At 35.5% G+C, this 14,710-nt stretch carries 10 protein-coding genes; 5 read left to right on the plus strand and 5 right to left on the minus strand.

The features are described 5' to 3' along the window. The first annotated feature begins 26 nt into the window (after nucleotides 1-26). Nucleotides 27-1,265 (plus strand): 2-iminoacetate synthase ThiH, encoded by a 1,239-nt coding sequence (gene thiH / locus MXE28_RS05790; RefSeq protein ID WP_226974534.1) that lies wholly within the window; start codon nucleotides 27-29, stop codon nucleotides 1,263-1,265. Continuing rightward, a complete protein-coding gene (locus tag MXE28_RS05795) occupies nucleotides 1,246-2,001 on the plus strand; it encodes a thiamine phosphate synthase (RefSeq protein WP_021842329.1) in 756 nt (251 codons plus the stop codon). The genes thiH and MXE28_RS05795 overlap by 20 nt, the downstream gene beginning before the upstream one ends. A gap of 196 nt (nucleotides 2,002-2,197) precedes the next feature. Here MXE28_RS05795 and MXE28_RS05800 read toward each other — a convergent pair whose 3' ends face one another. After that, nucleotides 2,198-3,613 carry an aspartate ammonia-lyase gene (locus MXE28_RS05800; RefSeq protein ID WP_021842328.1) on the minus strand — a complete coding sequence of 472 codons (1,416 nt, stop codon included), beginning with the start codon at nucleotides 3,611-3,613 and terminating at the stop codon, nucleotides 2,198-2,200. Between the two features lie 557 nt (nucleotides 3,614-4,170). Then, a complete protein-coding gene (locus MXE28_RS05805) occupies nucleotides 4,171-4,599 on the minus strand; it encodes a peptidylprolyl isomerase (protein ID WP_021842327.1) in 429 nt (142 codons plus the stop codon). A gap of 184 nt (nucleotides 4,600-4,783) precedes the next feature. Here MXE28_RS05805 and MXE28_RS05810 point away from each other — a divergent pair, with 184 nt between their 5' ends. From MXE28_RS05810 to tnpA, 3 genes are all read left to right on the plus strand, one after another. Next, nucleotides 4,784-6,043 carry a restriction endonuclease subunit S gene (locus tag MXE28_RS05810; RefSeq protein ID WP_226974533.1) on the plus strand — a complete coding sequence of 420 codons (1,260 nt, stop codon included), beginning with the start codon at nucleotides 4,784-4,786 and terminating at the stop codon, nucleotides 6,041-6,043. Between the two features lie 102 nt (nucleotides 6,044-6,145). Next, nucleotides 6,146-6,952: a tyrosine-type recombinase/integrase gene (locus MXE28_RS05815; RefSeq protein ID WP_021840201.1), complete on the plus strand. Its 807-nt coding sequence runs from the start codon at nucleotides 6,146-6,148 to the stop codon at nucleotides 6,950-6,952. Nucleotides 6,953-7,149: 197 nt separating this feature from the next. Further along, complete coding sequence (gene tnpA / locus MXE28_RS05820) at nucleotides 7,150-7,614, plus strand: IS200/IS605 family transposase (RefSeq protein WP_156703932.1); 465 nt, start codon at nucleotides 7,150-7,152, stop codon at nucleotides 7,612-7,614. Between the two features lie 651 nt (nucleotides 7,615-8,265). Here tnpA and MXE28_RS05825 read toward each other — a convergent pair. From MXE28_RS05825 to hsdR, 3 genes are read right to left on the minus strand one after another with little or no spacing between them, the layout of a single operon-like run. Next, nucleotides 8,266-9,777 carry a restriction endonuclease subunit S gene (locus MXE28_RS05825; RefSeq protein WP_226974675.1) on the minus strand — a complete coding sequence of 504 codons (1,512 nt, stop codon included), beginning with the start codon at nucleotides 9,775-9,777 and terminating at the stop codon, nucleotides 8,266-8,268. Further along, complete coding sequence (locus tag MXE28_RS05830) at nucleotides 9,774-11,213, minus strand: N-6 DNA methylase (protein WP_021840203.1); 1,440 nt, start codon at nucleotides 11,211-11,213, stop codon at nucleotides 9,774-9,776. Before MXE28_RS05830 ends, MXE28_RS05825 begins: the two co-directional genes overlap by 4 nt. A gap of 16 nt (nucleotides 11,214-11,229) precedes the next feature. Continuing rightward, nucleotides 11,230-14,469 (minus strand): type I restriction-modification system endonuclease, encoded by a 3,240-nt coding sequence (hsdR, locus tag MXE28_RS05835; RefSeq protein ID WP_226974676.1) that lies wholly within the window; start codon nucleotides 14,467-14,469, stop codon nucleotides 11,230-11,232. Nucleotides 14,470-14,710 lie beyond the last annotated feature (241 nt).

A 14,710-nucleotide genomic window follows, 5' to 3' on the forward strand; every position in this document is an offset into this window, starting at 1 on the left:
CAAGCTAAATAATTTAGGAGATCATAATGAATATATTACCTACTCCTCGTCATATGATGCCGCCCAAGCTCAATGGCCACATCAAAACGGCCACGCCCGACGACGAAGCTGTATTAAAAAATAACATCATGGCCTACACTTCGTCCATGGACCAATTGGATATGACGCGGCTCAACTATGTGCTGAATACTAAAAACAGCTTTTCTGATAAAAACTTTACCGCCCACCATGTAGAGCAAGCCTTGGCCAAAGACACATTGGAGCCGGAAGATTTTATGGCCCTCCTCAGTACGGCTGCCGCTCCCTATTTAGAGGCGATGGCGCAAAAAGCCAAAACCTTAACGCGGGCTCGCTTCGGCAATAACGTGCAACTATTCACGCCCCTCTATATCGCCAACTACTGCCATAACGGTTGTCGTTACTGTGGTTTTAACAGTAAACAAACGATTAAACGCGCCCAACTTTCCATGGATGATGTGAAACGCGAGTTAGAAAGCATTGCTCAAACAGGCTTACAAGAAATTCTATTTTTAACCGGTGAATCAGAATCGCGCTCTTCCATCGAATATATTGCAGCCGCCCTCGAACTGGCCAAACCATATTTTGCCAACATCGGCATAGAAATCTATCCGGCCAATCAAGCGGACTACGAAATTCTCCATCAAGCAGGCGCGGACTTCATCACTGTATTCCAAGAGTCTTACGACCTTAAAGCGTATGAATACTACCACCCTTACGGCAATAAACGCTCCTTCCCGTATCGCTTTTATGCCCAAGAACGGGCTTTGAACAGCGGCTTTAGAGGCGCCGGCTTTGCCGCTTTATTAGGTCTTAGCAATTTCCGCTACGATGCCTTAGCCACCGGGCTTCACGTCTGGTCTACGCAACAAGCCTTCCCGGCCGCCGAACTCAGTTTTTCCGTACCACGCTTGCGTCCGGTTAACGGTGAACTGGGACACTTCAACCATTTAGTGAGCGACCGTGACTTCTTACAAATCATGTGTGCCTATCGTTTGTTTGTTCCGCAAGCACAAATTACCGTATCCAGCCGCGAAAGCAAAGAATTCCGCAATGCAGTCATGAATATTTGTGCCACCAAAGTATCGGCCGGCGTTCAAGTGGATGTGGGCGGCCACAGTGCCAGTAATAAACATCGCAGTAGCGACCAATTTGACATTAGCGATACCCGCAGCGTTGCCGAAATGCATGATGATATTCAAAAACTGGGCCTCCAGGTAGTGTACCATGACCACATCCGTGTCTAAAAACGAAGTTTTCAACTTAAAAGCTCCCTCAACTGCGCAAGGGGACGCAACCACACAAGGTTCTATGAAACTAACCTATGTCACTCATTTACCCGCACTCTATGAGTTTTTAGGAAAAATAAATTCACCCTTGTCACCGACCGACTATTTACGAGCTCTAATTAAGTCCGGTCCCGATGCAGTATTGCTTCGAGCTAAGGAATTATCCATCAAAGAGTATGAGGACCTACTCACAGAACTTCTTCCCATAGCTAAAACGGTCGGCACGGAGCTCATCATCAGCCACCATATCGACTTAGCCATAAAATATAATTTGCCGGCTCAACTTTCAGTGCCCGAATGTCTCGATATAACGGCTCAAGCCCAGGCAGAGTCTGTTTTAGGATATAAAGTTCTTATGCCTGCCCCGTTTAAATTTGGGGTTTCAGTTCATTCTTTAGGTGAAGCCCAAAAAGGAGAATCTCAGGGTGCCAAATGGTTAGTCTTAGGGCACTTATTCCCTTCTCGCTGCAAACCGGGACTGGCACCGCGAAATAGCGCCGAATGCCAGGACGTGCTTGAGTTCGCGAAAGCCCACCATATCCCCCTTCACGCTATCGGCGGCATAAACTTTAACACGTTCAGCCAACTTCCAAAAGGATTTGCGGGCATCTATGTAATGACGGAAACCATGGAACAGGAAGATATTTACGGTTACACGAAAAAATGGCGGCAACTGTTAAGCGGCATTGAATAAACTTAGTTTTCTATTAACTACAAAAGGCGCTTGAATCTAAGCAGAGATAGATTCAGGCGCCTTTTATAAGGGTCATTGGCTATATTTTTATTGTATTGAATATGTAGTATTTGATATTCCGCATCTAGGATTTAAAATCCAGTACTCAATATCTAATACTTTGTATTCGGCATTCAGTATCTAATACTTTGTATTATTAGTTGCCTTTTACTTTTAAAATGTCAGCACCGGCAATACCAGGTTTTGTCATTTCAGCCGGCGATAAGATATGGTTCATTTCGGCTTCGGTCAACAAACCTTTTTCCAAAATGATTTCTTTAATAGCGCGGCCCGTTGTGTACGCTTCTTTAGCCAAAGCGGATGCGTTTTCATAACCAACATGCGGTAACAAAGCGGTTACGATGCCCACACTGCGGTTCAACCAGTATTCGCAACGTTCGCGGTCAACTTCGAGGTCGATTAATAATTTATCAACGAAAGTATTTACGCCGTTTTTCAAATAGCACATAGCATTGAACAAGTTGTACGCAATAACCGGTTCCATAACGTTCAATTCGAACTGGCCGTTTTCAACGCCCAAGGTTACGGCTAAGTCGTTAGCTACTACCTGGTAGCAGACCTGGTTCAATACTTCCGCAATTACAGGGTTAACTTTGCCCGGCATAATGGAAGAACCCGGTTGACGAGGTGGTAATTTCAATTCGCCAATACCGCAACGAGGGCCGGATGCCATCAAGCGGAAATCGTTCGCCATTTTAATCAACACGAGAGCCGTTACTTTCATGCCACTGGAAATGTCGGCAAAAATATCGGTGTTGTTCGTAGCATCGATCAAGTTATCAGCGGTAACAAATTTTTCACCAACCACTTCAGATAATTCATGAGCTACGTCTTCGATGTAAGAAGGTTCGGCGTTAAGACCCGTACCTACAGCAGTCGCCCCCATGTTCACAACATGAGCACCTTCAATGGAAGACTGAATACGTTTAATGCCACGGCGAATACCGGAAGCGTAAGAGCCCATTTCCTGACCAAGGGTAATCGGCACAGCGTCTTGTAAATGAGTACGGCCCATTTTCAAAACTTCTTTGTATTCTTCCGCTTTCTTTTCCAATTCGTCAACTAAGCGCTGCAATGCTTCAATTAACGGTTTGCTTTTTAAAATAGCACACACTTTAATAGCTGTCGGGAATGTATCGTTCGTGGACTGAGCCATGTTGCAGTGGTTGTTTGGAGAAATAATGTCATAACTGCCTTTGGCATGACCTAAGATTTCAAGACCACGGTTCGCCAACACTTCGTTCATGTTCATGTTGAAGGATGTACCGGCACCACCTTGAATCGGATCGATTGGGAATTGTTCTACCCATTGGCCGGCAATGATTTCATCGGCAGCCTGCACGATGGCATTACCGATAGTCGGATCCATACGACCTGTCTTCATGTTAGCCAAAGCACTGGCTTTTTTAACCATAGCCATGGATTTAATGAAATCACGGTCAAGATGTTTCCCTGTAATTGTAAAATTTTCCATTGCGCGAAGAGTTTGCACACCATAATACAATTCGTCAGCAACTTCTAATTCGCCTAAAAAATCATGTTCCTTACGCATACGTTTTACCTCATTTCTTCTAGTACCTACTATGTTGAACCGATTATCGCAAACCGGTTAAAATCATTGTTATATTATTGTTATGTTACTGTTAGTTTTTGTTCGCTCATTGGATTCCTTCTGTACAACTTTAAGACTGTATTATCCTTTGTCTTAAAACTTCATTATTCAAGCTGCATATAGGAAATGTCCGGTATGGGCTAAGTTCGCTCCATCCAATATCTACCGGACACGTTCATTATAACATGTATACAATGTACAACAAAGGCTAAAAGGGCCATAAAGCTATATCAAATAAGGATATAGCTGGCATAGGTCATGTCTTTTTCTATAGAACAGTTAACAAAGCCACTAGCTACAACGGTATAACAACAATGAGTTTGACGCATAGCTCTGACGAGTTTTGACGCTTTTTAGTACGGTAATATGCATTTGGCTAAGACTATAGAATATAAAGGCTCATCAGCCTCTTCCTACAAATAAAAAGAGCCGCAGCGAAATACAGATGCACTGTTTTCGCTACAGCTCAATTATGGTTTGAGTAAATGTCCGATATATTAGTCTTCTACAGACACCAATTCAATTTTGAAGTTAAGTTCTTTGCCGGCCATTTCATGGTTAGCGTCGAAAGTAATCATTGTTTCAGTTTTGTCGATTACTTTAGCCGGTACCGGTTGACCTGCAGTATTAGTTAACTGAACACGATTGCCTACTTCGAGTTTTTCAGAACCCGGTAATTCAGCAATTTCAATTGTTAAAATATAAGCAGGATTTGCTTCGCCGTAAGCATCAGCAGGCATCAAGTGAATATCTTTTACTTCGCCTACAGCCATGTCTTTAACGGCTTCGTCAAAACCTTTAATCATCATGCCGGCACCACAAATGAATTCTAATGGTTCACCACGATCGTAAGAAGAATCAAACTTCGTGCCGTCATTAAACGTGCCGGTGTAATGTACTTGTACTTTTTTGTTTTCGTTGCTCATGTTTAGCTCCATTCTGTTTAGAGAATTTCTGAAAAATATTCAAATCCTTTTCATTGTACACTAAGTAAGTCATAAAGTAAAACTATCTAAATAATCGCTAATTCCAATTCTTAATGGGTAATATAATTTACATTATGAGAAGTTTGCTGATGGGACTATTAAAGAAATAGAAGTCCCCTATGAATTGCCTGAAGGATGGGCATGGGCAAATCTTAATCAAGTCACAAATATTGTTATGGGTTCATCACCATCAGGTAATAATATTTATAATAAACCTATTTTAAATTGCGTTGAATTCCATCAGGGGAAAAGTCATTTTTCTGAAGTTTATGTAAATGAATCAAAAAAATGGACAACGGAAATTACACAATTAATAGAAACTGATGCAGTATTAATGTCGGTAAGAGCACCTGTTGGTGACGTTAATATAATTAATAGGCCAATTGTAATTGGTCGCGGGATAGCAGGGCTTATCCCTCAAATTAATATAAAGTACTTATTTTATTACTTATCTTTAGAAAAAGAAGGTCTTGAACAAAATGCATCTGGAAGTACGTTTAAATCTATCACTGTGAAAGGTATAAAAAAACATCTAATCGCAGTTCCACCATTAAATGAACAGACGCGTATAATAAAGCAAATTAATAAATCTCTTGTCTTAGTTTGTGCGATTAAACAAAATCAAAATGAATTAAACTTGATTAGTACTAATTTGAAACAAAAAATTTTAGATATATCTATGCAAGGGAAATTAATTCCACAAAATATTAACGATGAACCAGCTTCAATATTATTAGATAAAATTAGAGCCGAAAAACAAAAACTCTTTAAGGAAGGGAAAATAAAAAAGAAAGATTTAGAAGAAATTCAACCCACTTTAGATGAGGATAACGCCTATTATCAGAATATTCCTAAAAGTTGGAGTTTAGTTTGTTTGAAGACAATTGTATATATTTTAAATGGTGACCGCGGTAAAAATTACCCATCTAAAGAGAAATTAAGTTTTTCTGGAAATATTCCATTTATTAGCGCTATCAATTTGAAAAATGGCCTTGTATCTAAAGAATCTTTAAAATATTTAAATGATGAGCAATATAATCTTTTAAGAAGTGGCAAAATAAAAAAGGACGATATTCTTTTTTGTATTAGAGGCTCATTGGCAAAAAATGGTATTTCTAAATTTACAAAAGGTGCTATAGCATCTTCATTAGTAATTTTACGCTCTTATAATAAGAGATTAATTTCTCCTCTTTTTTTATTGGCATATTGTAACTCTACCCAAATATCAAGTGAATTAAACAAATATAATAATGGCACGGCACAACCTAATTTGGCCGCTTCGGATCTTTCAAAATTTGTGATTGCTTTGCCTCCAAAAATGCAACAACATAAAATATTGAGAGCAATCTATAGAGTCAATAATATTGTTGACTTTATAAAATAGTTTCTTTGAATTGCAATATAATTCAAGATGCACACTTGCTAAAATACGAGTACAATAGAATAACGTGCGGTGGAATTTCAAATTCAATAAAAGGAGAATTATGTGAAATCGGTAAATGAATTTGAGTTACACCTAAAAAAAGAAGGGTTATCTAAGAATACAGTATCAGCTTATCTTTTTGCGATTAATTATTTTAGAGCTAATTATGAGTTAAATCTAGAATCGATTTTAGAGTATAAAGGATATCTAATTGAAAAATTTAAACCCAAAACAGTAAATTTACGAATACAAGCGATAAATTCGTATTTGAAATTTATAGGAAAAGAAGATTTATGTTTACGTGCATTGAAAATTCAGCAAAAAAACTTTTTAGAAAATGTAATTAGTTATGCTGATTACTTATTTTTAAAAAAAGCTCTAAAAAAAGAAGAAAATTTAAAATGGCATTTTGTTGTTTGGTTTTTAGGCGCTACAGGAGCACGTGTTAGCGAGCTTATCAGGCTAAAAGTAGAACATATTCATATTGGCTATTTTGATGTTTATTCAAAAGGTGGAAAAATACGTCGATTATATATTCCTAAAAGGTTAAAATTCGAAGCTTTAGATTGGTTGAGTACGGAAAATCGTAATACCGGCTATCTTTTTTTAAATCGATATAAAGAGCCAATTAGCCCTCGTGGAATTTCTCAACAATTAAAATTTTATGCTGATAAATATGGATTAGAGAAAAAAGTTATTTATCCTCATTCTTTTCGCCATATGTATGCCAAACGTTTTTTAGAAAAATTTAATGATATTTCTTTATTAGCTGACCTATTGGGGCATGAATCAATAGAAACAACCAGAATCTATTTAAGAAGGACTACGAGTGAACAACAGCAACTGGTAGATAAAATTGTAACTTGGTAAAATTTTGATTTAGAAAAAGCGTATGATATTAATAAAATATCATACGCTTTTTCGTTGTACGCCGAATAGGCATGACAAAACCCCCAGTTAAACTGGGGGTCGGTAAAAAATTCTTATAGAAAAGGAAAGAACCTCCTAATGATACAATGAAGTTGGTCTGGCAACCACAACATTTCAACTTAGGAGGTTCAATGTCAATGAATGACGTAAAAAGCTTATCACATAGTAAATGGAGATGTAAATACCATATTGTCTTTGCACCTAAGTATAGACGACAAGTTATATATGGGCGAATAAAAGTTGATATAGGGAAAATATTAAGAGATTTATGTACAAGAAAGAATGTGGAGATTATAGAGGCGGAGTGCTGCCCCGATCATATACATATGCTCGTTACTATACCTCCACATTTAAGTGTATCAAGTTTTATGGGGTATTTAAAGAGTAAAAGTAGCCTCATGATATTCGATAAACATGCTAATTTAAAATATAAGTATGGGAATCGACATTTTTGGTGTAGAGGATATTATGTGGATACGGTAGGCAGATACGAAGGAGCGATAAAGGAGTATATTCGCAATCAATTACAAGAAGATATAGCTCAAGATACGTTAAATTTTAAAGAATATATGGACCCGTTCACGGGTGAGCAGGTAAAGTAGGCAAAAATAAAAGCCCCCGAGTAGGGGGCAGCCAGTGGTAATAGAGTGGTTGTCAGATTACTCAAAGCCCTCTTTAGAGGGCAACCACTAGAGAAAGACCCTTATAGGGTCAGAGCAAACCACCCGTTCTACGGGTGGTTATGATTTAATATCTCGCTTTACTATTAAGTAATTATAGTATTTTCTCCTATTATCAAAACTTATCACCAAGTTGGTTGCTAATGCCTTTAATTAATATTGCACTAATTGTAATGGGACAATCACAAAAAATGAGGATATATTTTCAATGCCAATAAATAATGGCATTGAGTTTCATCAAGGAAAGTTTCATTTTGGCAGAGATTATTTCATGAATTCTGGCCGTTGGACATCAAAACTTTCAAAGAAGATTATTTACCCCAGTTTAGTTATGTCAGTTCGTGCTCCAGTTAGGGATGTAAATATTATTATATGATAGACCTATTGTAATTAGCAGAAGTTTAGCTGCTATAAAACCGTATATAGGATTACTAGAATATCTCTATTTTTTATCTAGATTAAAGAATTTTTTGAATGCCAATGCTAGTGGAACTATATTTAAATCAATTACTACCGGAGAAATTCGAAAAATTTTGGTTCCTGTACCTCCAGTATTAGAACAAAAGAGAATTGTTAAACACTTAATTCGATGCTTTCGATATATTGATATATTAAAGTGAGTAAACCTACAATTCTATATTGTTCATTTAATGGCGGACATAGTATTGTTAAGTTCAAAATATCTGTTCTAGATATTCCGGGAATCATACTTCTTGCTAAAAATTGTAAATATGGCACTTTCCATTCTAAAAAATATTTTACAAATGATGATGACATTAAAAGTGAATCAATTGCCATTATTTGTCTTGCAATATGTGCTTTTTCATAGGGGGATTGGGCGATTTTTCCTATTGTTCCTTTTACAGAAAGAAGAATATTACCTTTGTAAGCAAGCGTTTCTGGTTCACAAGTATAACGATTCGTATTTATAGTATCTTTCGAAAAGTTATTAGCACCTGTAATATAGGGGACTCCAGTTTTGCAATCATCATAGTATTTGTCAGAAGGTAAATCTCTTCCAGAAGTTAATACAATTACTGTTTTTAGTTGTGTTTGAGTCCAACCGATAGGTTGGTTCTGATAATAGGCGTTATCCTCATCTAAAGTGGGTTGAATTTCTTCTAAATCTTTCTTTTTTATTTTCCCTTCCTTAAAGAGTTTTTGTTTTTCGGCTCTAATTTTATCTAATAATATTGAAGCTGGTTCATCGTCCGAATTTTGCGGAAGGAGTGTCCCTTGCATAGCACCGTCTAAAACTAATTTCTTTAGACGAGATGATAATTCCTGTAAATCATGTTGCTCTAACTCAATTAGTTTAACTAATTCCATTCCTTCCGATAGTCTGTCTACGATCCTTATTTGTTCTGCTAAAGGAGGAATCGGTATTAATGTAGATAAAGTACTTTTTATTGATAACTTAGGTTGAGCAACTTGCTTGAATAAATTATTGAACTGATTTTGAGCTACATTAGAATTTAACGCTTTGATTAAATAAGATTTATTCATGGGAGAATAATTAATGATTTTTAAAGCGTTTTCTGTCAGAAGGGAGTTGTTAAGTTCCAATGGTACACTTCCAGCTCTGCCAATGGTGCCAGCTATAGTCAAATAAATATCTTCATTATTAATAGTATAACCTTTAATTTTTTCCCAAATAGACTCAGAGGCATATAATAATTTATCTAATAATATCGTTTCTTCCTTCATATCTGTCACTCGAAGATAAGGATATAAGGTTTTAATAGCTTGCAAATTCATTCCTTTAGGAACTCTTTTACCGCCTTTTGCTTGAGCAAATTGTGATATTCTTGCCCATGCCCATCCTTCAGGCAATTCATAGGGGACTTCTATCTCTTTAATAGTCTCATCAGCAAACTTCTCATAATGTAAACCATCATCACCTTGAAAAATTTCAGAACCATTTTTTTCTCGTTTAATCTTTTTTTGATTAATTAGCTTTTCTTTTTCTGCTTTAATCCTTTTTAGGAGTTCACTTGCTGGTTCATCATTAGGGTCTTGGGGAGTCAATTTCCCTCTCATTGCCAAATCTAAAATTTTATCTTTCAGCGCTTTTGTATCTATCATTCTTCAACCTCACCTAAAAGCTCCTTCAGTTGTGCTACAGCATGCGCTATATTATCTGATTTTTCCTGCATAAGATCTAACATTTCTAAAATAGTATATTCTGTTTCCTCGCTTTCAGGTTCAATCCAAGAAATATCTAAATTCACACTATCCCTTTTTAAGATCTCTTCAATGCTATACTTACGCCATCGACCATTAGTGTTAGACTCATTCCAAAGTTCCTGACGCTCCTCACGATAATCTCGTTTATAACATTCAACAAATTCTTTAAAATCATCTTTATTCAAAGGATTTCGTTTTCCAAATGTTCTCATATTATTACGTAGATCATATATCCAAATCTCCTTAGTATTGTTTGTTTCTGTTGCGCCTCTTTCAAAAAACAATACATTTGTTTGAACACCTTTAGCATAAAAAATTCCCGTTGGTAACCGCAAGATAGTGTGTAAATTACATTTATTCATTAAGTCTCGCCTAATTAACTCTCCTACACCACTATCAAATAAAACATTGTCTGGAACAACGACTGCAGCCCTTGATTTTCCATTGGGCTTCAAAGAATTATAAATTATCTGAAGAAAATTCAGCTGCTTATTACTTGTCTCGTATGTTAAATCATCACGAGTCGCTCGTTCTCCTCCTGACTTTGTTCCAAAAGGTGGATTGGTTAAAACAACATCAAAATCCTTCATCCACTTCCCATTAGAAGATAAAGAGTCTCCCTGCACTAATCTACAATCTATGTCATGAAGCAATGCATTCATCAATGCTAATTTATGTGTATTAGGAACTAATTCCATACCACTTAAAGCCTTTTGTTTTTGAAACTCAACCTCATCAGGCGATAGTTCAAAAAACTCGTCATACTTTGATTTAAGATAATGATTTGCTGCGATCATAAAACCAAATGTACCTGCTGCTGGATCATTTAGTTTTTCTCCTTTAACTGGATTGACTAATTCCACCATGACATCAATTAAAGCTCGTGGTGTAAAATATTGACCTGCACCAGATTTTGTTTCATTAGCATTTTTCTCTAATAACCCCTCATACAAATCTCCAAGACCTTCTTCTTTGGCCGAATACCATTCTAAATCATCAATAGATTTAATTATCTTTTCTAGATTCTTAGGTTCATCTATATGGGTTGAAGCGTCTGCATAAATCATATTTAATGTTCTATTCGCCGTAATTGCAGGATCTCCTAAGTCGAGCAATAACCTTTTATAAAATTTCTTAAGCTTTAAACCTTCTTTAGAAACTAACTCATCCCAACGATACATCTCCGGAATTACTTCTTCAGAGTTTTGTTCTTTCATCATTTTAAGAAACAAAACATAAGTTAACTCAGTTACATAGTTTTGATAACTAATCCCATCATCTCGTAAAATATCTGCCATTTTCCATAGTTTTTGTACAATTTCATTATTTGTCACAATTTATCTCCTATCACTATGATATATACAATTCATCATTAAGTAATTCAATAACTTTGTCTATATCTTCTCCTATTCTTCGTTTCATCCCGTTATATCCGCCTTTTTCACGCCATACAGTTGTCTCATCAAAATATACCTGTGCTGTTGGCGCCAATACCGGCGTACTCAAAAGTTGGGCTCTAATACGTTTCAGCCACTCCATTTGTTTCGGTGTCCAAGATTTCATATTATATACTTTTTCCATGGCATTTTCTATACGTGTCTCATGAGAAACTAATGCACTTCCAATTGCAGCTTGTCTAATAAAGCTAATAATATCTGCAACAATATATTCTTTTTTGGCTTTTTGCCACGCAGAATTCAACATATTTTCATCGTAATGATTACGTTTTAATTCTAATTGAATAGAGCGCAATTCGTTAAAAGTCAAATCTTTTGGTCTATTAACTATAATATTTAAAGCTGCAATTTTATTTATATTATCGTTTATAAACTTTGAAAACTCTTCTAAATAGTCATTAGGTTTCATATTCTTAGGACCATACGTTTGAATTACTTCCAAAAGCTTATCCGGATGCTTAGAAATATATTTAATATTTGGATATTTTGAATTTGTGTGCAAACGATCAAAAGAGTCTATTTTATCTTTTTCGGCTCCCAACTGTTTTTGGCTCATGCTCTTTAAGTCTAATAGCCACGAATCCAATGTACCAAAAGAAGCTGATATTTCTATATTATTTTCTTCAGTTCTATCAATTCGTTGTTTTTTTTGCTGCATTTTAGCAATGAGCTCATTTTTAAAATATTCATATGTTTCGTTATCTGTAGCATCTAATGCTCTCTGATACAACTCCATTAAAGATAGATTAGTATTTACTACAACCGGTTTCATATCAGTAATATTCTTCAAATGATCATATAAATGAACCGCATCGAAAATATAAAATGATGTCTTACCAATCTTCGGACAAAGCCTTGTTGCACGACCTAACATTTGATCATATAAAATGCGAGAACGTACTCTCCGCAAAAAGACTAAATTAATTATTTTTGGCACATCAATACCTGTAGTTAATAAATCTACGGTTACCACTATATTAGGATATTTCTCATTTTTAAATCGCTTAATTGCTTCTTCTGGATTCTTAATATATCCTGTAATTTTAATAATGGCATCATCATGTACCGGAATACCCTTATCTTCATATGCCTTTTTTAAAAGTCGAACTACCATATCAGCATGTAAATCATTGGCTGCAAAAATAAGAGTTTTCCCATCGTCGTCTGTATCTAAATAATCAGTTAATTTTTCTAAGATTACTTTATTAAAATCCTCTGTAATTACCTTTTTATTAAAATTGTCTACTTCAAAACTTAATTCATCCTCTAAATAGGCCTTATCAAAAACCTTCTTTTCTTCATCCCATATATCGACATCTGATTTTGCAGCAAAAGTTATCCCATTTTTTAATAGCTCTGTCTCAAATCTATATGGCGGCTCATGATCAACTAAAAAACCATCAATCACAGCATCAGAATACGAATAAGTATATATAGGTGCATTAAAAATTTTTGTAGTATGTAAAGCTGGAGTTGCCGTAAGCCCCACCACCGTAGCGTCAAAATAATCAATAACTCTTCTATATTGACTAATATATTCTTGTTGGTCTCTAAATAAAATTTCATCATCAGTCATTTCTTTGTCATAAAGATATCCTCTATGAGCTTCGTCAACAATAATGAAATCATATGTTCCAACAGATAATATTCTATCATCAGAATAAAAAAGCCTCTTAACCATACCTTGAACGGTTGAAATATGAATCTTTGTAGCCGTTTCAGGATCAGGTTCACCTATCGATTTGACATCATAAATATCTGCAACAGATAAATTTTCAATTTTTATATCCCCAAGCGCATCGGCCGCCTGAATACCTAAACTTCTACGATCAACTAAAAAGAGCACTCTCCTTACACGTTTAGTTTTAATTAATCGATACATTAATGCTATCGCCAAACGAGTTTTTCCAGTACCTGTAGCCATTGCCAATAGCATTCGACGTTTATTATCAGCTAATCCCTTTTCAACAGCCTTTATTGCCTCAATTTGATAATAACGTTCTACAAAATCTGGATAAGGTTCATTAATTAATTCAGCATTAGCCTTATTTTCATCTACTTTAAGCTTTTCTTTTAAATCATCCGGACTATGCCACCCTTCTAAAGGAAAAGAAGTTTTTTCAGGGTATCTACTATCCCAGAACCATATTCCAGATTGTTCTTTGAATTGTTCTATATACGAACGACCATTAGTTGCATATATAAAAGGTACTTTATATTCTCCATCTATAAATGGCACCTCATATTCATCCATGTCTTTTATATTTTTAGCATAAGTCTTTGCTTGTTCTATATGACCGGCTATTGAAAAATTATATTGTTTTGCTTCTATTATACCCACCAAATCCAAACCAATAAAAAGAGCATAATCAGCATATCCCCCATTAACAGGAACTTCAGCAATAGCCTTATTCTTATTTTTTTCCGGTCTTTCACCTTGAGACCAAGCTATTTTATCAGTATCCGCTAACCAACCTGCATTACGCAACTGCTCATCAATAAAATTAAGCCGAGTCTCTTTTTCAGAAAGGGGTTTATTTTTAAGATATTTTTGAGACTGAGATCTACGAACTTTAGTAACATTCTTATTAATAATGTTTCCTGAATTTTTACTTAACTTTTGTAATTTTAAACCATAATCTAATCGTTCGCTTTCCAGTATAGCCTCTAATAATTTAATCTTTTCATTTAACTCATCAATTGTACTATTAGGATTATCTTGTGGTTTTTCGGGATTGGAAAAAGCTTTCCCTTCATAATCATAAGAAACATATACTTCCATGAACCAATTTGCAAGAAAATGTGCCCACCGAACACTATTTAGTGCTGTAGTAAAATCACCATAATTTGTATGAACTGCCAAATTACCATGTTTACGAATATTATGAAAAACTTCTAATAGCTCTGGTTCTAAAACATTTCTCAATTCTAATATTCTTAACCGTTTGATTAACGAGCACTCAGAATCAACTTCAATCTGCTCGAGAGAAAATATTGCTTCTACCATACTTTCTGCAAACTGTCTAATTTTAACCAATGTTACATTTGGATCTCTATAAACATTGTACTCCGCTGTTTCTCCCAGATGCCCCAAAAGACTCCATTCATCCTTCATCATATCAAAGTTACTCATATAAATACCCCATTTTCCTAATCTATGCTTCCATGAGTATCTTCCATATATTTATTATTATAGGAAGTATTATTTTATATTATTATATCACATCACCCATGAAATATGATTTTATATTATAAAATATTTGACTTCTAGATATTATCTCAAATATAACAAAAAAGACCGCTTGATGAATTTTTCATCATGAACCGACCCCTTAAAGTTAGACCTAAAAATCTAATTTTAAGGAGGTCGGTTT

Source organism: Veillonella sp. KGMB01456 (assembly GCF_023051165.1).
GTDB lineage: Bacteria > Bacillota > Negativicutes > Veillonellales > Veillonellaceae > Veillonella_A.

Coding starts and splice junctions, on each gene's coding strand:
- thiH (WP_226974534.1), top strand. CDS start 27: ATGAATATATTACCTACTCCTCGTCATATGATGCCGCCCAAGCTCAAT.
- tnpA (WP_156703932.1), top strand. CDS start 7,150: ATGAATGACGTAAAAAGCTTATCACATAGTAAATGGAGATGTAAATAC.
- MXE28_RS05805 (WP_021842327.1), bottom strand. CDS start 4,599: ATGAGCAACGAAAACAAAAAAGTACAAGTACATTACACCGGCACGTTT.
- MXE28_RS05795 (WP_021842329.1), top strand. CDS start 1,246: ATGACCACATCCGTGTCTAAAAACGAAGTTTTCAACTTAAAAGCTCCC.
- MXE28_RS05800 (WP_021842328.1), bottom strand. CDS start 3,613: ATGCGTAAGGAACATGATTTTTTAGGCGAATTAGAAGTTGCTGACGAA.
- MXE28_RS05825 (WP_226974675.1), bottom strand. CDS start 9,777: ATGATAGATACAAAAGCGCTGAAAGATAAAATTTTAGATTTGGCAATG.
- hsdR (WP_226974676.1), bottom strand. CDS start 14,469: ATGAGTAACTTTGATATGATGAAGGATGAATGGAGTCTTTTGGGGCAT.